Here is a 19,497-nt window from a genome sequence, read left to right as displayed (position 1 = left end):
AAAAGGGGGTCGCGGACACCGTAGCCGAGAAGTCGATCAGTCGATCAGAAAACGGGTGGGATCGGCTCAGATCTGCGCGGCCTCCACCGTCGTGACCGGCAGATCGCAGACGCGGCCGCGGCACACATACGCGGCGTCGCGGAGTCGGCCGCCCGTCGGGACCGGCCCACGATCGGCCAGGAGCGGAGCCGAATCCGGCTCGCCCGCGATCACCAGGACACCGCCGGGCACACGTCGACGCAACTGCTCCGCCAACTCGCCGTCACTGTCGGGAGCATGCGCCACCGCGACCTGAACGGGGCCTGCGACGTACGCCTGCGCGACGGCCAACCAGTGCCCTGCCGAGCGTGGAGCCTTGGCGAGGATGATTCCGGCGCGGGCCAGGGTCGCGTCCGCGAGGTCGGCGTACCGCTGCTGAGCGTCGACGTCGGCCACCGCGGTCGCCGCGACGAGCGCCTCGGCCATCAGCGACGCACCGGCCGGGGTGGCGCCGTCCACCGGGTCGCGCGGGCGCAGGAGCAGGCCGCCGGGGTGCGCGTCGAACCACGCCCCCGCCTCGTCGGGGTCGGCGAACACGTCGATCGCGCGGTCGAGGATCGCCAGGCTTGCCGTGCGCCACTTCGCGTCGCCGGTCACCGCGTGCAGGGTGATCAGCGCCGTGGTCAGCGCGGCGTAGTCTTCCAGCACCCCGAGCGGCGCGCCCGCGACGCCGTCGAGCGACGATCGACGCAGGTCACCGTCGACGAGGTGGACGTCGAGGAGTTCGGAGGCCACCTGGGCTGCGCGGTCGAGCCACGCGGGCCGACCGAGTGTCGCCCCGCCTTCGGCGAGCGCGGTGATCGCGAAAGCGTTCCACGCGGTGACGACCTTGTCGTCGCGGTCCGGCTGCGGACGTTGCGCACGGACAGCGGAGAGTCGAGCGCGCACTGACTCGTACCGTGCGACGTCGTCGGGGTCGCGCAACAGCTGGAGGGTGGACGAGCCGTGCTCGAACGTGCCGGTCTCGGTCACGGTGAACAGTCCGGCCGCCCACGCCGCGTCGTCGCCGAGGATCTGATCGAGTTCCTCACGCCGCCACACGTAGGTGAGACCTTCGACGCCTTCGGTGTCGGCGTCCAACGACGACGCGTACCCGCGCCCGGTCCACAGGTACTCGTCGAGGAACGCGACCGTCTCGTCGGTGACGCGCAACGACAGGTCGTCGCCGGTGCTGCGCGCGTGGTGGGCGTAGGCGCGCAGCAGCAGAGCATTGTCGTAGAGCATCTTCTCGAAATGCGGGACGACCCACTTCTCGTCGACCGCGTACCGGGCGAACCCGCCCGCGAGCTGGTCGTAGATGCCGCCGCGTGCCATCGCGTGCAGGGCGCGGGTCGCGGCGTGCAGGGGCGCCTCGTCGCCGCGATACTCGTGGGCGCGGATCAGCCCTTCCAGCAGGGCCGACGGCGGGAACTTCGGCGCCCGACCGAAACCGGCGTGTCCCTCATCCTCGTCGGCGAGGACTGCTGTCGTCGCGTCGGCGAGGAGTTGCACGTCCAACTGCGGGCCCTCAGGCAGCGTCTGTGTACTGGCGCGCAGGTGCGCGGTGATCTTGCCTGCCGCGACGTCGACCTCGTCGCGCCGCGTCGTCCACGTTCCGTACACCGCGTCGAGCAGCTCGGCGAATCCCGGCTGGCCGTGGCGCGAGCGCGGCGGGAAATAGGTGCCGCAGTAGAACGGGTCACCGTCGGGCGTGAGAAAGCAGGTCATCGGCCAACCGCCCTGACCGGTCATCGCGACGGTCGCCGCCATGTAGATCGAGTCGATGTCGGGCCGTTCCTCGCGGTCGACCTTCACGCACACGAACCCGGCGTTCATCTGGGCGGCGAGCTCGGCGTCCTCGAACGTCTCGTGCGCCATCACGTGACACCAGTGGCATGCCGCGTACCCGACGGACAGCAGGATCGGGACGTCGCGGTCACGCGCCTGCGCGAACGCCTCGTCGCCCCACTCCTGCCAGTCGACGGGATTGTCCGCGTGCTGGCGGAGGTACGGAGAGTTGCTCTGCTGAAGACGATTCGCCATGTCTCCAGCGTGCCACGTCGCCCCGCTGACCTCAGCTTCCCCGCACAGCGGCCGTATCGGCTCCCAGACGGTTGCCTGCCCTGAGCGGGGAAGCTGACGTCACGGCCCCTCGGGCCTCTGGCCCGGTGCGGTTTCGCCGCCGGTTTCGCCACCAGGTTCGTCGCCGGGTTCGTCGCCGCGCTCTGCGCCCGGTTTGGCGCCCGACTCGTCGGCGGCCGACGCCTCAGTCCCCTCGTCGAACGCCTGGTCGGCCTCGGGATGCTCGGTGTCGAAGCTCTCGGGCAGCTTCTTGAGCTGTCGGTTCATCGACCGGATCAGCAAGAAGACGGCGATGAGCAGCAAGATGATGATGAGCAGGCCGAGCGGCGACGCCTTACCGAACTCGGGGCCCTTCGGCTCCTGGTCGGCGGCCAGCACCGCAGCGTTCGTGGCCCATGCGGCGATCGTCATGGCTGCTCGATTCCGGAGAGAAGGTCCGACTCGGGGATCGACGTCTTCACGCGGGTCTGCGCGAGCTCGAACTCCTCTGTCGGCCACAGGTTCTGCTGCCACTCGAGCGGCACCGCGAAGAAGAATCCGTTCGGATCCACCTGCGTGGCGTGCGCGCGCAGTGCGTCGTCGCGCTGGGGAAAGTAGTCCCCGCACGTGACCTGGGTGGTGACGCGCGCCATCAGGTCGCCCTGATCGGTCTTCCACTTGCTGAGCCAGTCAGCGAACGGATTCTCCGTGCCCTCCTTGTCGAAGGCCTCGGAGAACCGCAGGATTCGGGCGCGGATGAAACCGTGCGTGTAGTAGAGCTTCAGCGGCGTCCACGGCTCGCCCGCGTCCGGATACTGCTCGGGGTCGCCGGCCGCGTCGAACGCCGCCACCGACACCTCGTGGCATTTGATGTGGTCGGGGTGCGGGTAGCCGCCGTTCTCGTCGTACGTGATGATCACGTGCGGTTTGAACGACCGGATCACCTCGACGAGCCGACCCGTCGCCTCCTCCAGGGGGACCAGGGCGAAGCAGCCGTCGGGCAGCGGTGGCAGCGGATCGCCTTCGGGCAGACCCGAATCCATGTAGCCGAGCCACTGCTGTTGGACGCCGAGCGCGGCCGCCGCCTTCGCCATCTCGTCGCGGCGGACCTCCGGGAGGTTCTCCAGGATGCCCGGCCTGTCCATCGCCGGATTGAGCACGTCGCCGCGCTCACCACCGGTGAGCGTCACGACCATCACGTCGTGACCCTCTGCGACGTATTTCGCCAAGGTCGCTGCACCCTTGCTCGATTCGTCGTCGGGATGTGCGTGCACGGCCATGAGACGCAGACCGTTCGCGTGTTCGCTCACGCTTCCTCACCTTCGCTCGCTGTTACTACTCATGGTAGGTATTGACACGTGAGCAGTTCAGACGGGGGCGGCATCGACCCCGAACCGCGGAGCGGTCCCCGCGCGACATATCCGACCGAACGTACGGCGTCGAGCCGACGGCGATGGTTTTACATCGCGTCTGTAACCGTTGTCCTGGTCGGCCTGGGGATCGCCGTCCTCGGATATAAGCAGTTCGCCGACCCCGAGGTGTCCGGCGACGCGACAGCCTTCGAGATCGTGTCGTCCGACACGGTATCGGTCCAGTACACGGTCAACCGCAACGACCCGAGCGACGCCGTCTCGTGCGTCGTCCGCGCCCGAGCCGAGGACGGCTCCGAGGTCGGACGACGTGAGGTGCTCGTCCCGGCGGGCGGCGAGATCCAGGTCGGCGCGAACACCGAGGTGCTGACCTCGGAGCCCGCGGTGATCGGTGAGGTCTTCGGCTGCACCACCAACGTTCCGCCGTATTTGAAACCGGCGGCATGACGGTGACCGCCGGTCGGGCCGTATTCGCACGCGTCTCCAGCCCGTACTTCCCGATCCTGACTGCGCTCTTCGTCGGCGTGATGCTGATCAGCAACATCGCCGCCACCAAGGCCGTCGTCCTGTTCGACTGGCTGCAGTTCGACTTCGGCCCGCTGCACGTGAACGGCCTGGTCACCGACGGTGCATTCTTCCTGTTCCCGCTCAGTTATGTGATCGGTGACGTCATCAGCGAGGTGTACGGGTTCCGCGCGATGCGGCGCACCGTCGCCGCAGGCTTCGTGGTGATCCTCCTCGCAGCGCTGTGCTTCTGGATCGCGATCGAGCTTCCGGCGGCCGACTTCTACGATGCGCAGTCGTCTTTCGACACCGTTCTCGGATCGGTCCCGCAGATCGTCGCCGCCGGCCTCGCAGGCTATGTGGTCGGCGAACTGTTGAACTCGTACGTTCTGGTCAAGATGAAGGAGCGCGCGGGCGAACGTCACCTGTGGGCGCGCCTGATCTCGTCGACCGTGGTCGGTGAGTTCTTCGACACGCTCGTGTTCTGTTCGATCGCAGCGACCGCGATCGGGATCAGCACATGGTCGGACTTCATCAACTACGTGGTGATCGGCTTCGTGTGGAAGACGCTCGTCGAGATTGTCGTCATGCCTGCTACGTACGCTATCGTGGCGTACCTGAAGCGCGCCGAGCCGTCGTACCAGGAAGGTCTCGACGCGGGCGACGCCGGCACATCCTATGTGCCATAAAACACACGAACTGGTATGCTAGACGGTGCACGACCTCGCAAGGGGTCGTGCTGCTGCATTTAGAGCAGTCCATTCGCGGACAGCAAAGGAGACCACAATGACTGATACTCGGGTGACCTGGTTGACGCCGGAGTCGTACGAGCGCCTGAAGGGTGAACTGGATTCGCTGATCGCGAATCGACCAGTCATTGCCGCCGAGATCAACGAGCGTCGTGAAGAAGGCGACCTCAAGGAGAACGGCGGCTACCACGCGGCCCGTGACGAGCAGGGACAGCAGGAGGCGCGTATCCGCCAGCTGCAGGACCTGCTGAACAACGCGAAGGTCGGAGAGGCCCCCGCCGAGTCGGGTGTCGCCCTCCCCGGATCCGTTGTCACCATCTACTTCGACGGCGACGAGTCGGACAAGGAGACGTTCCTCATCGCGACGCGCGAAGAGGGTGCGTCGAGCGACCTCGAGATCTACTCGCCGAGCTCACCGCTCGGCGCTGCGATCATCGACGCCAAGGTCGGTGAGTCCCGCGAGTACACCGTGCCGAGCGGAGCGACGATCAAGGTGACGCTCGTCAGCGCGGAGCCGTACCACTCCTGATCGAGACGTCGACTGATCGAGACCTCGACTGATCGAGACGTCGACGGCGGCATCGAACATCACGTTCGGTGCCGCTGTTCGTTTCGGTGTGCCGGGTGCGGCGGCGACTCTAGTGGCGGCGACTCTAGAACGTCCGGTGCTCGAGCACGTCCCGTAGCGCCGTTTCGACGGCGGACAGTTCCGCACGCGAGGACTGTTCGAACGACCGCGTGGCCACCGCGGACCGAAGGTCGGGCATCAGGTAGGCGGGCGGGACGTCGAGCGCACCCGCCAGCCGGTACACGGTCGACAGCAGCGGATCGGCCACATGCGGTTCGCGGTTGCTGGTGCCGCGTTCGAGGTTGGAGATCTGGTTGCGGTGCATGCCGGAACGTTCGGCGAGCGTCTCTTGCGAGTACCCGCGCGCTTTGCGGATCACGACGAGCCGATACCCGAACGCATCCGCGTACGTGCCCCATTCCAGGGCGCCCCAGCGCGTCTCGTCCACCTGTTCAACACTGGTGGATACACAACACATTGTCCGCACAACAGATTGTGCATCTTGTTGCCGCGGAACAGGATCCATCGATACACAAGGTCCGGGATTCGCAGAATTCGTCGCGATGCTCGCGCCGGGGTGGGCCCGCGGGCTCCCCCATTCGCGCCCGCGACCCCACCCCGACCGATCCCCCCGCGCCGGTGAGTCTCTCTACTCGTTTAGACGCACTGGGTCGCTGTTCGGTTCCATCTCGGGCGGGGCGTTCGGTCACCCCGGCTTCTGTGGCGGGCGCTACACTGCGCGGCATGGCATACGATCTTGAATCCTTCGACGAGCCGTTCTACGACGCCGCGCCCATGCGCTACGAGATCGACGTGACGTTGCCCGTCGCCCCGGAAGTCGCGTGGGCGGAGTTCACGCGCCAGAACACGCTCGACTGGTGTCGCGCACTCACCTCGGTCACTTTCACGTCGGCGCAGCCGCACCACGTCGGCACTACGCGTTCGGTCGTCCTCGCTCCCGGCTTCATCAAGATGGACGAGGAGTTCTTCATCTGGGACGAAGACTCTGCGGCGTCAACGTACCGTCACGGGTTCCGCGCGGTCAGAGCCAACATCCCCGGCCTGCGGAAGTTCGGCGAGTACACCGAGGTCTCCCCCGCCGCGCACGGCACGCGCCTGGTCTGGAAGTTCGCGATGGAACTCGCGGGCGTCGGCCTCCCGCCCGCACTCTCCGGCCCCATCGCCAACGGTGCCTTCGGCACCGTGCGGACCGACACGATCAAGCATTTCGCGACGTTCTGACCGAGAGGATCCGTTGTAATGCGACTTCGGCACTTTGTTTCGGCGTACAGCCGATAGAAAGTGCCGAAGTCGTAGAGGCCTGACGGTGTGATGGTTCGACACGCCCGAGAGGGTTGTGCGGAACCGTTTCGGCGGCCGTTGCGTCTGACTGAGTATGGGGGAACAACGGTCGAAGGCGGTGAAAGTCGCCGAGTTCTTAGCGGACCACGACGGTGTGATCTCGACAGATCAGGCGAGGCATCTCGGTATGTCACACGACGAGGTGTACGGGAAATCCATTGCCGGACTGTGGGTTCGGCACGCCCACTCGACATTCCTGTCCGCTGAGCATCGGATGACCGACATCGCGCTCCTCCGGATCGCTGCACTCGCGCACGGCGGTGTCATCGACCGGGTGTCAGCGGCGTGGCTGCACGGTCTCCTCGTCGATCTGCCGACCCCGGTCACGCTCTCGGTCGCTCGCTCGTCCCACGGCGCGAGGTGCGCCGTCGACACGACGGTCCGGCGGCGCACGTTCCCCGCGGAAGACCTCGCCACGGTGCGCGGTGTGCGGACCACCGCTCTCCCGCTGACAGTGCTCGCGGCAGCTGCGGACCTCGACGACAGCATCGCCATCATGGACCGTGCGCTCCAGGCGAGAAGAGTGACGCTGTCACAGTTGCGCGCCGCACTCGACCGCAACTGCGGCGCGTACGGGATGGCGAAAGCGCGCAAACTCCTGGCCTCAGCCGAAGATCTGTCCGAATCGGAACTGGAACGAAAATTCGTCCGCTTCCTTCACCGACACAAGATCACCGGCTGGCGGCAGCAGGTCTGGTTCGGCGGCCGCCGCCTCGACTTCGTCTGGCCCGAGCTGCAGATCGCGGTGGAGATGCACGGTTGGGCGTTCCATCACGACCACACCCGGTGGGAACGCGACCAGCAGACCACGAACATGCTCAGCAAAGCGGGCTGGCTCCCGCTGATCTTCACGTGGGAACGACGCGAGTTCGCCCCCGACGAGGTGCTGCGCGAACTCACCGAAGCGATCGATCTCCGTCAGAGCGTGGCCTGAAACGACTTCGGCACTTTCTTTCGGCGTGACGCCGAAAGAAAGTGCCGAAGTGCAAACAGCGGATGGAAAGCTCCGTCAGCGCAGTGCCTGATCGACGTCCGCGACGAGATCCTCGACGTCTTCGATGCCGACGGAGAGTCTGACGAGGTTGTCCGGGACTTCAAGGAGCGAACCGGCGGTGGACGCGTGGGTCATCGCACCGGGGTGTTCGATGAGCGACTCGATGCCGCCGAGAGATTCAGCAAGCGTGAACACCTTGGTCTTCGCGCAGAAGTCGAGCGCGGCCTGGCGCCCGCCCGCGAGCTGGACGGAGATCATGCCGCCGAACCGACGCATCTGCGCGGCCGCGGTCGCGTGGCCGGGATGCCCGTCGATCCCCGGGTACAGGACCGTCTCGATCGCTTTGTGCGCGGAGAAGAACTCGACGAGCTTCTCCGCGTTGTCGCAGTGACGGTCCATGCGCACCGACAGCGTCTTGATGCCACGCATCGTCAGGTAGGCGTCGAACGGTCCGGGCACCCCGCCGGAACCGTTCTGCAGGAACGCGATGTCGGCGTCGGTCTGCTCGTCGTTCGTGACGATCGCGCCGCCGACCACGTCGGAGTGGCCACCCAAGTATTTGGTGGTCGAATGCAAGACGACGTCGGCGCCCAACGACAGCGGCTGCTGCAGGTACGGCGTCGCGAACGTGTTGTCGACCACCAGACGTGCGCCGCCCGCGTGCGCGACGTCGGCCAGCTTCGCGATGTCGCCGACGTTGAGCAGCGGGTTGGTCGGCGTCTCGATCCAGACGAGCTTGGTCTGCGGGGTCATCGCGGCGGCGACGGCGTCCGGGTCGACGACGGGCGCCACCGAGTAGGAGATCCCCCACTGGGTGAAGACCTTGTCGATGAGTCGGAACGTCCCGCCGTACGCGTCATTCGGGATGACGATGTGGTCGCCGGGACGCAGCCCGGCCCGCAGCATCGCGTCGGTGGCGGCCATGCCGGACGAGAATCCGCGCCCGTACGTGCCGCCCTCGATCGCCGCCATGTTCGCTTCGAGCGCCCGACGTGTCGGGTTGCCGGTGCGCGCATACTCGAAACCGTCACGCATGCCGCCGACGCCGTCCTGCGCGAACGTCGAACTCGCGAAGATGGGCACGTTGACGGCACCGGTCTGCGGGTCCGGATCCCAGCCTGCGTGGATCGCCTTCGTAGAGAAACCCTGGGTGGGGTCGCCCGAGTCGGTCATCTTCTCAGCCTTCCTTCTGCGCGGGGATCGGGTGGGTGCTCGCGAACGCGAGCAGGTCGTGGCGGGTGATGACGCCGACGGGCTTGCCCTCTTCGACGACCATCAATGCGTCCGATTCGCCGAGCGCGCTCATCGCGGTCGCGACCGGCTCGCCCGCGCCGATCAGCGGGAAAGCCTCACCCATGTGCGCCGACACCGGGTCGGCGAGGCTGGCGCGTCCTTCGAACACGGCCGACAGCAGGTCGCGTTCGTTGACAGCTCCGTTGATCTCGCCCGCCATGATCGGCGGTTCGGCTCCGACGACGGGCATCTGCGACACCCCGTATTCGCGGAGGATCTCGATGGCGTCGCGCAGCGTCTCCTGCGGGTGGGTGTGGACGAGGTCGGGCAGCGATCCGGCCTTGTCGCGCAGCAGGCTGCCGACGGTCGACTCGGGCACCGCTGCACCGCCGAGCGGAGTCCGGAGGAAACCGTAGCTGCTCATCCACTCGTCGTTGAAGATCTTCGACATGTAGCCGCGTCCACCGTCGGGAAGCAGGACGACGACGACGGCGTCGGGGCCTTCACGTTCGGCGACTTCGAGGGCGGCGACGACGGCCATGCCACACGACCCGCCGACGAGGAGGCCTTCCTCACGGGCGAGACGACGGGTCATCTCGAACGAGTCGGAGTCGCTGACGGCGATGATCTCGTCGGGGATCGTCGGATCGTAGGCGTCGGGCCAGAAGTCCTCGCCGACGCCTTCGACGAGGTACGGGCGCCCCGAGCCGCCGGAGTAGACGGAGCCTTCGGGGTCGACGCCGACGACCTTCACCGCACCGTCCGAGACTTCCTTCAGGTAGCGGCCGGTACCGGTGATGGTGCCGCCGGTGCCGACGCCGGCGACGAAATGTGTCACCGTGCCGTCGGTGTCGCGCCAGATCTCGGGGCCGGTCGTGTCGTAGTGCGAGAGCGGCCCGTTCGGGTTCGCGTACTGGTTGGGCTTCCACCCGCCCGGGATCTCGCGAGTCAACCGGTCGGAGACGTTGTAGTAGCTGTCGGGGTGTTCCGGCGGGACCGCCGTCGGGCACACGACCACTTCGGCGCCGTACGCGCGCAACACGTTTCGCTTGTCTTCGGCGACCTTGTCGGGGCACACGAACACGCACTTGTAGCCGCGCTGCTGGGCGACGAGCGCCAGCCCGACACCAGTGTTTCCCGAGGTCGGCTCGACGATGGTGCCGCCCGGCTTCAGTTCGCCGGACGCTTCGGCCGCGTCGATCATCCGGGTGGCGATGCGGTCTTTGGAACTGCCACCGGGGTTGAGGTACTCCACTTTCGCTGCGACGAGACCCGCACCCGGCTTCACAACCGAGTTGAGCTTCACGAGCGGAGTGTTTCCGACCAGGTCGACGACGTGATTCGCGATGCGCATGCCTCCATGTTCGCACCTTCGCGGCATTCGGGCCTGCGCACCCCGTCACTGACCTGAACAAAACACACGTTCTTGTAACAGGGGTACCGTGACGCGCATGACAGAAGCAGTGATTGTTGCAACAGCCCGCTCCCCGATCGGCCGCGCAGGCAAGGGATCGTTGAAGGACGTCCGCCCCGACGAATTGGCTCGCCAGATGGTTGCGGCCGCTCTCGCCAAGGTGCCCGAGCTCGACCCGTCGCTCATCGAAGACCTGCACCTCGGCATCGGCCAGCCGGGCGGTCAGGGCGGCTACAACATCGCCCGTAGCGTCGCCGTCCAGCTCGGATACGACCACATCCCCGGTGTCTCCGTGAACCGCTACTGCTCGTCGTCCCTGCAGACGACTCGCATGGCGCTGCACGCCATCAAGGCGGGCGAGGGCGACGTCTTCATCTCCGGCGGCGTCGAGAGTGTCTCCAGCTTCGGCGTCTCGGGCGCGGCCGACGGCGCACCGAACTCCAAGAACCCGGTGTTCGCGGACGCGCAAGCTCGCACCGAGAAGGCCGCTGAGGGCGGCGCGGGCACCTGGCACGACCCTCGTGAGGACGGCCTGATCCCGGACGTCTACATCGCGATGGGTCAGACCGCCGAGAACGTCGCCAGCTACACGGGCATCTCGCGTGAGGACCAGGATCGCTGGGGCGTCCTGTCGCAGAACCGCACGGAGAAGGCCATCAACGACGGCTTCTTCGCCCGCGAGATCGATCCGGTCACGCTGCCCGACGGCACCCAGGTGTCGACGGACGACGGGCCGCGTGCCGGCACGAGCTACGAGAAGATCTCGCAGTTGAAGCCGGTGTTCCGTCCGGACGGCACCATCACGGCCGGTAACGCCTGCCCGTTGAACGACGGCGCCGCCGCTCTCGTCGTGATGAGCGACACGAAGGCCAAGGAGCTCGGCCTCAAGCCGCTCGCGCGCGTCGTCGCGACCGCTGCGACGGGCCTCAGCCCGGAGATCATGGGCCTCGGCCCGATCGAAGCGGTCCGCAAAGTGCTGCGCGTGGCAGGCATGTCGATCAGCGACATCGACCTGACCGAGATCAACGAGGCGTTCGCCGTCCAGGTCCTCGGATCCGCGGCCGAACTGGGCATCGACCACGACAAGCTGAACGTGTCGGGCGGCGCCATCGCACTCGGCCACCCGTTCGGCATGACCGGCGCCCGCATCACCACCACCCTGCTGAACAACCTCAACACGTACGACGGCCAGTTCGGCCTGGAGACGATGTGTGTCGGCGGCGGCCAGGGCATGGCGATGATCATCGAGCGCCTCAACTGACCTGACGCGACTCACCGAAAGGGCGGTCCCGGTTCTCCGGGGCCGCCCGTCGTCGTTTCGGAAGGCCTTGGGCGACAACGAAACAAGATGTTCACATCTGCGACGGCGCGTTACCGGAAGTGGACGGGAAGTGCCCAATCCAGACAAGAAAGATGATCATCCGATCAGCTCACACGAACACAAAGTTAATTCTGTGCCAACTATGAGGATTCCATCAGGTTGTATACGAATCTGCCTGAATCTTACGTTCGCACTGAGGGTGTCCTTACGTTACAGTTCCCCCGGGAAACCATACGAATGTCCGACCCTCCCCGCACTCTGTAGGAGACCTTGAATGAGCAAGAAGGCCACAACGATCGCGCGCCGCGCTGCAGCGGTCGCCGCTGTGTCAGCAGTCGGCGCCGCCGGTCTGATGATCAACGCGGGCGACGCCGATGCGGCGCGCCTCCCCAGCGGCAGCAAGACTTCCACCGGCATCGACGGCCAGGTAGTCAAGATCAGCCGCTCCGGCGAGAGCGCTCGCGCGCTCCGCTCGGTCGCGAATAACGGCGCAGGCCGCTCGGCCGCCGTCTCAGGCACGTACAAGGCCACGCTCAGCAAGGGCACCGGCTCGATGACTGTCGGCTACCTCGTCGGCTGCCAGATCAATATCACCGGCCTCGAAGGCGGCCTGTCCGGCACCATCAGTGCGTCGCCGTCGCTGAGCGGTTCGCTGTCGGTTCCACTCAAGCCGGGCGAAGTGAAGTTCGTCAAGGGCGACAGCCTGTCCCTCAAGAAGGGCAAGGGCACCGTGATGGTGGACTCGTTCAACATCAACGTCGAGCAGTGCGGCGGCTACGCCTCCGCGCGCTCAGTGGTCCAGGTCCTGGCCGCCGACGGCTTCACCAATGAGGACGACGCGATCTCCGCGGACAGCGGCTACGTGCAGTCCACCCTGTACGGCAAGCCGTTCAGCCTCAACTGACCTCCCGACGACTGACTGCACAAGGACTTGAACTGATATGAAGAAGAACTCTCGCATCGTCACCGGTGCCGCCATCGCGGGTGCCGCCCTCATCGCCGCGTCGGGCACCGTCGCTGGCACCGCCGACGCGGGCAAGCTGCCCGGCGGCTTCAAGAGCAAGAACCTGGGCGACGGCAACAGCGTCCAGATCCGCCTCTACGACGAGTCCGTGACCCGCTCGAAGGCCGTCACCAACATCCCCACCAGCCGCGAGGTCTGGGTCTCCGGCAAGATCGCCATCAGCACCAAGGGCGACGTCAAGGGCGCCACGCTCACCGCCGGTTACCAGGTCGGCTGCCAGGTGAACTTCGGCGCATCAGCTAATGGCGGCGCCAAGGCCGCTCAGCCGGAGGGAAATGGTAGCCCTGTCACCGGCGACGCTACCGGCGGCTTCACCCTCGGCCCCGGCGAAACGGCCTTTAAGCCGCTCATCAACGTGGGCAGCGGCGACGACGCCATCAACGCCATCAGCTTCTCCAACGGCCGCGGCGGCCTCGCCTACAGCCAGGAGCGCTTCGGCGTCGACGGCTGCGCGGGCCATGCCTCGGCGCGCGCCATCGTGAAGGTTCAGGTCAAGACCGACACCTTCAAGGGCAACGTCACGCTGTACGGCAAGCCGTTCAGCCTGGGCTGACAGGCCTCACCGCCAGCGCAGTTTCGGACGATCCCCGCACGCGTACTCTCGAATTCGTGAGTACACGTGCGGGGATCGTCGTCACTGGGACCGAAGTACTGAGCGGCTGGATCGCCGACCGGAACGGCCCGTGGGTGTCGCAGCGACTCCTCGAACTCGGCGTCGACGTCGCCCATCTGACGGTGTGCGGCGACCGGCCGGACGACCTCCGCGCACAACTGGACTTCCTCGCCACGCAGGGCGTCGACCTGATCGTGACGACCGGCGGACTCGGCCCGACCGCCGACGACCTGACCGTCGCGACGGTCGCCGAGTTCACATCCCGCCCGCTGGCTCGTGATCCGGAGATGGCGCACACCATCGAATCGGTGATCCGTTCCTGGCGCCGGTACTCCACCGTCGACGAACTCCCCTCGTCGACGGTCGCCGCGATCGAGAAGCAGGCGTTGATTCCCGAAGGGGCCGAAGCGATTCCGCCGACCGGGACAGCACCGGGGGTCGCGGTCCCCGCCGGCGAGACCAGGCCGGCCGTCCTCGTCCTCCCCGGGCCGCCCCGCGAACTGCAGTCGATGTGGCCGACCGCCCTGACCACCGACACCGTCACCACCGCCCTCCGCGACCGCGTCCCCGCGATGCTTGAGACGCTCCGCGCATACGGGTTGTCCGAACCCGACCTCGCAGCGTCACTCGTGGACGCCGAGAAGACGGTGGCCGGGTTCGACGCGCTCGAGGTCACCACCTGCATGCGGGGCGGGGAACTCGAGATCAGCACGCAGTTCGCCGCGAACGACGCCTCCGCGTACGACGCGCTCGCATCGTTCCTCCTCGAGCGGCACAGCGACCGCATCTACTCCACCGACGGACGTGCGGTCGACGACCTACTCATCGAACGCCTCGCCGATCGCACCATCGTGACGGCCGAATCGTGCACGGGCGGCCTCGTCGCCGCGCGCCTCACCGACCGCCCGGGATCGTCGGCGTACATGCTCGGCGGCGTGGTCTCGTACTCGAACGACGTCAAGACCGGCGCGATCGGCGTTCCGGCCGACATGATCGGCGAACACGGTGCGGTCAGCGAGCAGGTCGCCGTCGCGATGGCCGACGGCGTCGCCGCACGCCTGCACGCCGACGTCGCCGTCTCCACCACCGGTATCGCGGGTCCGGGCGGCGCCGTGCCGGGCAAACCCGTCGGCACCGTCTGCATCGGCGTCGCGGTGGCCGGCCGCGACACGTTCGCCGTCACCCGTCAGTTCCCCGGCGACCGGCAGCAGGTCCGCGAACTGACCGTCGCGGCTGCGCTCCACCTCGTCGTCGACACACTCGGATTCGACTGACTTCTGCTCACCGCGATTCCAACTCTGGGATGCTCGCTTCCGACCCCGTAAAGATGTGGGGATCGTAGAAACGTTCGGTGCCGACAGGCACCGAATCGAACGGGAAGTGGGCCAGATGACCGCCAGACTCGATCCGCCGACGGTCGATCGTCCACCGAGACCCGCTCGGCGCATGCCGTGAATATCTGGGGTTACCTGCAGGGCCGCGAAGGGACGATCGCGTTCTTGTCGTATCAGCACGCGTCCCTCGCGTTCCAGACCGTGCTCGTCGGTTCGGTCATCGCGATCGCCGTGGCACTGCTCGTCTACCGCCTGCCGCTCGGCTCGGCGCTGACGGTCACCACAAGCCGCATCGCACTCACGATCCCGACACTCGCTCTGCTGGCTCTTCTGATCATTCCGTTCGGGCTCGGGGTCGTCCCGTCGTTCATCATGTTGGCCTTCTTCGCGGCGATGCCCGTCGTCGGCAATGCGATCGTCGGGCTCCGGTCGGTTCCGCCGGGCGTGGTCGAGTCGGCTCGAGGTATCGGCTTCTCCAGGCGACGGATCCTGCTGACCGTCGAACTGCCCCTCGCCTGGCCGGTGATCCTCACCGGCATTCGGGTCTCGACACAGATGATCGTCGGCGTCGCCGCGATCGTGGCGTATGTGCTCGGTCCGGGGCTCGGGTCGCTGATCTTCAACGGACTCGCCCGACTCGGCGGCGCCAACGCGCTGGAGATGACGCTCACCGGGACCGTCCTCATCATCATCATCGCTTTGATCTTCGACGCTCTGCTGGTCCTGCTCGGACGGCTGACTATTCCGAGGGGAATCCAATGACCACCACCGATGGCCAGAACGCCGGATCGTCGATTCGGCTCGAAAGAGTGCGCAAACAATACAAGAGGCAGGGCGAACCCGCCGTCGCAGAACTCGACCTGGAGATCAGCGCAGGCGAAATCGTCGCCTTCGTCGGCCCGTCCGGCTGCGGCAAGACGACGACGCTCAAGATGATCAACCGTCTCGTCGAGCCGACGAGCGGTCAGATCTACATCGGCGACCGCGATGTGACACACGAGAATCCCGATGAATTGAGGCAGTCCATCGGGTATGTGATCCAGTCGGGCGGCCTGTTCCCGCACTGGACCGTCGAACGGAACGTCGGCGCGATCCCCCGCGTGCTGGGCTGGAACAAGTCGGAGATCGCACGACGCACCGAAGAACTGCTGCACCTGGTGGGGCTCGACCCCGCCGAGTTCGGGAAGCGGCTCCCCAAAGACATGTCGGGAGGCCAGCAGCAGCGCGTCGGCGTCGCACGAGCCCTCGCCGCGGATCCGCCCGTCCTCCTCATGGACGAGCCGTTCAGCGCCGTCGACCCGATCACCCGGGTCCGCCTGCAGGACAGCCTGATCGAGATCCAGAAGAAGGTCGGCAAGACGATCGTCATCGTCACCCACGATTTCGAGGAGGCCACCAAGCTCGGCGACAGAGTCGTGATCTTCTCCAAGGGCGGACATGTCGAGCAGTACGGCACTCCCGCCGAGATCCTCGCGAACCCGGCGAACGACTTCGTCCGCGAGTTCATCGGCTCGGGCGCGACCCTCGCGCAGCTGTCGCTGACCCGGGTCAAGGACGTCGAACTGGATACGGTCACGACCGCGACGGTGGACGAAGCGTCGGACGACGTGGTCACGCGAGCGCGAGCCGCCAACAGCAGCTGGGTCGTGGTGGTCGACGACCAGCGCAGGCCCCGCGCCTGGCCGTCCCTCGAGGAGGTGGCGTCCGTGCCGGGAGTGTCCGCATACGTCGACGCCAGGCTTCCCACGGTGGCGCCGTCGTCGACGCTCCAGGACGCGCTCGACGTGATGCTCGCCGCGAGCCAGGGCGGTGCGCTGGTCACCGACGGCGACGGCGGTCTCCTCGGCTGGCTGCGGATCGGTCGCGTCATCGACATCATCCGCGGCCAGCTCGACGAGGCGCAACCAGACGAGATCGGTTACATCGAGTTCGCCGAGGCCGAGAACGGCCAGCCGGGTACCGAACCGGGGAGTAGTGCCAACCCGGGGAGTACTGCACCGTGAGCTCACAGGCAGGTGACCTGACCGGCGTCGAAGCGCCGGGTTCGAACGCACCGGGTTCAGCGCCGACACGGGCGGCGTCGCTCTGGGCGTCGTCGCGTCGCCTCCCGATGGACGTCTGGCTCGAGCCGCTCGTCATCGTCGTCGTCGGCGTCGGCTTCATCATGTGGCATGCGCTCACCGACTTCACTGCGAACGAGTCGGCACAGCTCAACTCGTCGGTGTTGGTCGACACGATCATCGCCCACATCAAGCTCACCGCGACGGCCGCCGTCGTCGTGCTCGCGATCGCCATTCCACTCGGCATCCTGCTGACCCGGCCGTCGATGACACGATTCGCGCCGATCGCCGTCGGCTTGGGCAACATCGGCCAGGCCGCGCCCGCGGTCGGCCTGCTGGTCCTGCTCACCTTCGCGCTCGGCACAGGCTTTCGCACCGCGGTACTCGGCCTGATCGTCTACGCGGTGCTGCCGATTCTGCAGAACACCATCGCGGGCCTGCGCCAAGTGGACCAGCACGTCATCGAGGCGTCGCGCGGCATCGGGTACTCGGCCCGCCGCACGCTGTTCCAGGTGGAGTTGCCGTTGGCCGTCCCGGTGATCCTCAACGGTGTGCGGACGGCGCTGGTCATCCTCGTCGGTACCGCCACGCTGAGCACGTTCATCGGCGCGACCAGCCTCGGGACGCTGATCACCACCGGCATCACCGTGTTTCTGCCCAAAGTCCTGATCGCGGGAGCCGTGCTCGTCGCACTGCTCGCGCTCGCTGTCGACTGGATCGGCCGGTTGGTCGAATACTTCGCCACTCCGAAGGGAATGCGATGAGCCGCCTACTCCGACGAGGTGGCCCCGCCACTGTTGTCCCCGTCGTGCTCGTCGCCGTGCTCCTGGCAGTCGCGCTGGCCGGTTGCGGTCTCATCAGTTCGTCCGGGACGCTGCGCTCCGCACATCTCCCCGACGGCGACAAGCCGTTGGACGGCGCGGCGATCACCGTCACCTCCAAGGCCTTCACCGAGCAGGTGGTGCTCGGAAAGATCGCAGCCACCTACCTGGCTGCGGCCGGCGCCGACATCAAGGACATGACCGGCGCTCCCGGCGCCGCGTCGTCCAGGCAAGCTCAACTCCGCGGCGAGACCGACCTGCAGTGGGAGTACACCGGCACCGGTTGGGTCGTGTATCACGAGCGCACCGACCCCATCAGTGACCCCACCGAACTGTGGAACAAGGTGCGGGATATCGAGGCAGCCGAGAACGACCTCATCTGGCTGCCGCCGTCATCGCTCAACAACACGTACGCCTTCGCCGCGTCGCAGGAGACGGCGAACCGTCTCGGTGTCACAACGTTGTCGGACGTGGCGGCGTTGCCCGTTGACCAGCGCACCTTCTGCATCGACGACGAGTTCTTCAGTCGGTCCGACGGCTTCCTGCCCATGCTGGAGGCGTACGGCATCCCGTTCGACACCGCTGACGGTGTTCCTCAGTCGAACGTGACCCGGATGGACTCCGGCGTCATCTACACGGCCACCGCCAAGGGGTCGCCGTGCAACTTCGGCATGGTGTTCTCCACCGACGGCCGGATACCGAACCTCGACCTCAAGGTGCTCGACGACGACCGCAAGTACTTCCTGCCGTACAGCGGCAGCGTCGTGGTCCGCAAACCTGTGCTCGACGAGAATCCGCAGATCGCGGAACTCATGGAGACGGTGTCGTCGAAGCTGAACGACGATGTGATGCGGGACCTCAACGGACGCGTCGACATCGAAGGCGAAGACCCGGCCGACGTCGCTTTCGACTGGCTGGTCAGTGAGAAGTTGATCGTCCCGAACTGACCCGTCGGGTGGAGCACATGGGATGAGCACATGGGTGAGAAAAAGGCCCGGCCCCCACGGTTTTCCGTGGGGGCCGGGCCGTTGTGACTGGTCGACTGTGACTGGTCGACGGCTAGTCGCTGTTGAGGTAGCTCAGCAGGCGCAGGATCTCGACGTACAGCCACACCAGGGTGACGGTGAGGCCGAGGGCGACGCCCCACGCTGCCTTCGACGGCGCGCCCGCGCGGATCAGCTGATCGGCGGAGTCGAAGTCGATGAGGAACGAGAACGCGGCCAGCGCGATGCAGACCAGCGAGAAGATGATCGCGATGGGCCCACCCGAGCGGATGCCCAGGCCGTCGCCGCCGGTGAACATGGCGATCACGAAGTTGCCGATCACCAAGGCGAGAACGCCGAAGATGCCTGCGGTCAGCATGCGGGTGAAGCGCGGGGTCACGCGGATCGCGCCGACCTTGTAGACGACGAGCATGCCGACGAAGACACCCATCGTGCCGAGCACGGCCTGGCCGATGAGGGCGCCCGCCGAGATGTCGGAAACCATCAGGTTGCCGAAGACGAACGAGATGGCGCCGACGAACAGACCTTCGAATGCGGCGTACGCCAACACGATCGCCGGGTTGTCCTGCTTGCGGCCGAAGGTCGCGACCAGGACGAGGACGAGGCCGGCGATCGCGCCGACACCCATGATCGGCGCGGCGAGCGCCATCTGGTCGTCGACGGTCTCGCGCCCGCTGATGATGAAGTAGGTCGCCGCCGCGAAGGCGATGACCGTGGCCACCGTCATCGCGGTCTTGGTGACGACGTCGTCGATGGTCAGGGTGCGCGTGGTGGTCGACGGCGCGTAGCCCGGCTGCGTGTACTGGTCCACGTACTGCTGCTGGCCCTGCATCGCCGAAGCCTGGCCCACGCCGGCCATGCCGGTGCCGAAGGTCGCGTAGCCGGCCGCGTCCTTCTTATTGTCTCGGACCACGCCTCGCATGATCGGGTTACTGCTCTCTCGCACGTGTGCTCCTTAGACGGTTACGGTGCGCATCAAATGTGTCTGCGAACGACTGACTCGATGGTTGAACGAACGTCGGACCCGCTGTGTTCCCTACTTTACCG

20 protein-coding genes are annotated in these 19,497 nt (G+C 66.6%); 13 read left to right on the top strand and 7 right to left on the bottom strand.

All coding sequences use genetic code 11. From position 1 onward, the window contains the following. Positions 1–66: 66 nt before the first annotated feature. The 3 genes from L5G28_RS15810 to mca form a co-directional block, all read right to left on the bottom strand. A complete protein-coding gene (locus tag L5G28_RS15810; RefSeq protein WP_237002362.1) occupies positions 67–2,061 on the bottom strand; it encodes a thioredoxin domain-containing protein in 1,995 nt (664 codons plus the stop codon). A gap of 99 nt (positions 2,062–2,160) precedes the next feature. After that, the gene (locus L5G28_RS15805; RefSeq protein ID WP_237002361.1) at positions 2,161–2,511 is read right to left on the bottom strand and encodes a hypothetical protein; all 351 of its coding nucleotides are present in this window, start codon (positions 2,509–2,511) and stop codon (positions 2,161–2,163) included. Beyond that, a complete protein-coding gene (mca, locus tag L5G28_RS15800; RefSeq protein WP_265744477.1) occupies positions 2,508–3,359 on the bottom strand; it encodes a mycothiol conjugate amidase Mca in 852 nt (283 codons plus the stop codon). Before mca ends, L5G28_RS15805 begins: the two co-directional genes overlap by 4 nt. 78 nt (positions 3,360–3,437) lie before the next feature. On the opposite strand from mca, the gene L5G28_RS15795 reads away from it, so the two are divergent. From L5G28_RS15795 to greA, 3 genes are all read left to right on the top strand, one after another. Next, entirely contained in the window at positions 3,438–3,896 is a 459-nt protein-coding gene (locus L5G28_RS15795) for a DUF4307 domain-containing protein (RefSeq protein ID WP_237002359.1), read from the top strand. Further along, the gene (locus L5G28_RS15790; RefSeq protein WP_236999725.1) at positions 3,893–4,642 is read left to right on the top strand and encodes a queuosine precursor transporter; all 750 of its coding nucleotides are present in this window, start codon (positions 3,893–3,895) and stop codon (positions 4,640–4,642) included. Before L5G28_RS15795 ends, L5G28_RS15790 begins: the two co-directional genes overlap by 4 nt. Positions 4,643–4,739: 97 nt before the next feature. Beyond that, positions 4,740–5,231 carry a transcription elongation factor GreA gene (gene greA / locus L5G28_RS15785; protein ID WP_237002358.1) on the top strand — a complete coding sequence of 164 codons (492 nt, stop codon included), beginning with the start codon at positions 4,740–4,742 and terminating at the stop codon, positions 5,229–5,231. Between the two features lie 124 nt (positions 5,232–5,355). Here the strand turns inward: greA and L5G28_RS15780 are convergent, their stop codons facing one another. Continuing rightward, positions 5,356–5,718 carry a helix-turn-helix domain-containing protein gene (locus L5G28_RS15780; RefSeq protein ID WP_237002357.1) on the bottom strand — a complete coding sequence of 121 codons (363 nt, stop codon included), beginning with the start codon at positions 5,716–5,718 and terminating at the stop codon, positions 5,356–5,358. A 296-nt stretch (positions 5,719–6,014) separates the two neighbouring features. On the opposite strand from L5G28_RS15780, the gene L5G28_RS15775 reads away from it, so the two are divergent. Continuing rightward, a complete protein-coding gene (locus L5G28_RS15775) occupies positions 6,015–6,512 on the top strand; it encodes an SRPBCC family protein (RefSeq protein WP_237002356.1) in 498 nt (165 codons plus the stop codon). Positions 6,513–6,759: 247 nt separating this feature from the next. Then, positions 6,760–7,566, top strand: a complete 807-nt coding sequence (locus tag L5G28_RS15770; protein ID WP_237002355.1) for a type IV toxin-antitoxin system AbiEi family antitoxin — start codon at positions 6,760–6,762, stop codon at positions 7,564–7,566. Between the two features lie 75 nt (positions 7,567–7,641). Here L5G28_RS15770 and L5G28_RS15765 read toward each other — a convergent pair whose 3' ends face one another. Both L5G28_RS15765 and L5G28_RS15760 read right to left on the bottom strand, forming a co-directional pair. Next, a complete protein-coding gene (locus L5G28_RS15765; RefSeq protein WP_237002354.1) occupies positions 7,642–8,799 on the bottom strand; it encodes a cystathionine gamma-synthase in 1,158 nt (385 codons plus the stop codon). A gap of 4 nt (positions 8,800–8,803) precedes the next feature. Further along, positions 8,804–10,213, bottom strand: a complete 1,410-nt coding sequence (locus tag L5G28_RS15760) for a cystathionine beta-synthase (RefSeq protein ID WP_237002353.1) — start codon at positions 10,211–10,213, stop codon at positions 8,804–8,806. A 97-nt stretch (positions 10,214–10,310) separates the two neighbouring features. Here L5G28_RS15760 and L5G28_RS15755 point away from each other — a divergent pair, with 97 nt between their 5' ends. The 8 genes from L5G28_RS15755 (at position 10,311) to L5G28_RS15720 (ending at position 18,393) form a co-directional block, all read left to right on the top strand. Continuing rightward, the gene (locus tag L5G28_RS15755; protein WP_237002352.1) at positions 10,311–11,534 is read left to right on the top strand and encodes an acetyl-CoA C-acetyltransferase; all 1,224 of its coding nucleotides are present in this window, start codon (positions 10,311–10,313) and stop codon (positions 11,532–11,534) included. Between the two features lie 334 nt (positions 11,535–11,868). Next, positions 11,869–12,498: an MspA family porin gene (locus L5G28_RS15750; protein ID WP_237002351.1), complete on the top strand. Its 630-nt coding sequence runs from the start codon at positions 11,869–11,871 to the stop codon at positions 12,496–12,498. Positions 12,499–12,535: 37 nt separating this feature from the next. Then, complete coding sequence (locus L5G28_RS15745) at positions 12,536–13,171, top strand: MspA family porin (protein ID WP_237002350.1); 636 nt, start codon at positions 12,536–12,538, stop codon at positions 13,169–13,171. Between the two features lie 56 nt (positions 13,172–13,227). Then, a complete protein-coding gene (locus L5G28_RS15740; RefSeq protein ID WP_237002349.1) occupies positions 13,228–14,505 on the top strand; it encodes a competence/damage-inducible protein A in 1,278 nt (425 codons plus the stop codon). A gap of 177 nt (positions 14,506–14,682) precedes the next feature. Next, positions 14,683–15,327 (top strand): ABC transporter permease, encoded by a 645-nt coding sequence (locus L5G28_RS15735; RefSeq protein ID WP_236999714.1) that lies wholly within the window; start codon positions 14,683–14,685, stop codon positions 15,325–15,327. Beyond that, complete coding sequence (locus tag L5G28_RS15730) at positions 15,324–16,568, top strand: ABC transporter ATP-binding protein (RefSeq protein ID WP_237002348.1); 1,245 nt, start codon at positions 15,324–15,326, stop codon at positions 16,566–16,568. Before L5G28_RS15735 ends, L5G28_RS15730 begins: the two co-directional genes overlap by 4 nt. A 107-nt stretch (positions 16,569–16,675) precedes the next feature. Next, entirely contained in the window at positions 16,676–17,389 is a 714-nt protein-coding gene (locus L5G28_RS15725; protein ID WP_237002587.1) for an ABC transporter permease, read from the top strand. After that, a complete protein-coding gene (locus L5G28_RS15720) occupies positions 17,386–18,393 on the top strand; it encodes a glycine betaine ABC transporter substrate-binding protein (RefSeq protein WP_237002347.1) in 1,008 nt (335 codons plus the stop codon). Before L5G28_RS15725 ends, L5G28_RS15720 begins: the two co-directional genes overlap by 4 nt. A 112-nt stretch (positions 18,394–18,505) precedes the next feature. Here the strand turns inward: L5G28_RS15720 and L5G28_RS15715 are convergent, their stop codons facing one another. After that, on the bottom strand, positions 18,506–19,396 hold the full coding sequence (locus L5G28_RS15715) for a Bax inhibitor-1/YccA family protein (RefSeq protein WP_237002346.1): 891 nt from the start codon (positions 19,394–19,396) through the stop codon (positions 18,506–18,508). Positions 19,397–19,497 lie beyond the last annotated feature (101 nt).

Origin of the sequence: Gordonia liuliyuniae, assembly GCF_021739025.1 — a bacterium.
Taxonomy (GTDB): Bacteria; Actinomycetota; Actinomycetes; order Mycobacteriales; family Mycobacteriaceae; genus Gordonia; species Gordonia liuliyuniae.
Note: the sequence above shows the minus strand (reverse complement) of the source record. Positions and strands in the feature narration are given on the sequence as shown.

What these genes read in the sequence shown, in the direction of transcription:
- L5G28_RS15810 (WP_237002362.1), bottom strand. Translation starts at nt 2,061, where the DNA reads ATGGCGAATCGTCTTCAGCAGAGCAACTCTCCGTACCTCCGCCAGCAC.
- L5G28_RS15805 (WP_237002361.1), bottom strand. Translation starts at nt 2,511, where the DNA reads ATGACGATCGCCGCATGGGCCACGAACGCTGCGGTGCTGGCCGCCGAC.
- mca (WP_265744477.1), bottom strand. Translation starts at nt 3,359, where the DNA reads ATGGCCGTGCACGCACATCCCGACGACGAATCGAGCAAGGGTGCAGCG.
- L5G28_RS15790 (WP_236999725.1), top strand. Translation starts at nt 3,893, where the DNA reads ATGACGGTGACCGCCGGTCGGGCCGTATTCGCACGCGTCTCCAGCCCG.
- greA (WP_237002358.1), top strand. Translation starts at nt 4,740, where the DNA reads ATGACTGATACTCGGGTGACCTGGTTGACGCCGGAGTCGTACGAGCGC.
- L5G28_RS15775 (WP_237002356.1), top strand. Translation starts at nt 6,015, where the DNA reads ATGGCATACGATCTTGAATCCTTCGACGAGCCGTTCTACGACGCCGCG.
- L5G28_RS15770 (WP_237002355.1), top strand. Translation starts at nt 6,760, where the DNA reads ATGTCACACGACGAGGTGTACGGGAAATCCATTGCCGGACTGTGGGTT.
- L5G28_RS15765 (WP_237002354.1), bottom strand. Translation starts at nt 8,799, where the DNA reads ATGACCGACTCGGGCGACCCCACCCAGGGTTTCTCTACGAAGGCGATC.
- L5G28_RS15760 (WP_237002353.1), bottom strand. Translation starts at nt 10,213, where the DNA reads ATGCGCATCGCGAATCACGTCGTCGACCTGGTCGGAAACACTCCGCTC.
- L5G28_RS15755 (WP_237002352.1), top strand. Translation starts at nt 10,311, where the DNA reads ATGACAGAAGCAGTGATTGTTGCAACAGCCCGCTCCCCGATCGGCCGC.
- L5G28_RS15750 (WP_237002351.1), top strand. Translation starts at nt 11,869, where the DNA reads ATGAGCAAGAAGGCCACAACGATCGCGCGCCGCGCTGCAGCGGTCGCC.
- L5G28_RS15745 (WP_237002350.1), top strand. Translation starts at nt 12,536, where the DNA reads ATGAAGAAGAACTCTCGCATCGTCACCGGTGCCGCCATCGCGGGTGCC.
- L5G28_RS15730 (WP_237002348.1), top strand. Translation starts at nt 15,324, where the DNA reads ATGACCACCACCGATGGCCAGAACGCCGGATCGTCGATTCGGCTCGAA.
- L5G28_RS15725 (WP_237002587.1), top strand. Translation starts at nt 16,676, where the DNA reads ATGGACGTCTGGCTCGAGCCGCTCGTCATCGTCGTCGTCGGCGTCGGC.
- L5G28_RS15720 (WP_237002347.1), top strand. Translation starts at nt 17,386, where the DNA reads ATGAGCCGCCTACTCCGACGAGGTGGCCCCGCCACTGTTGTCCCCGTC.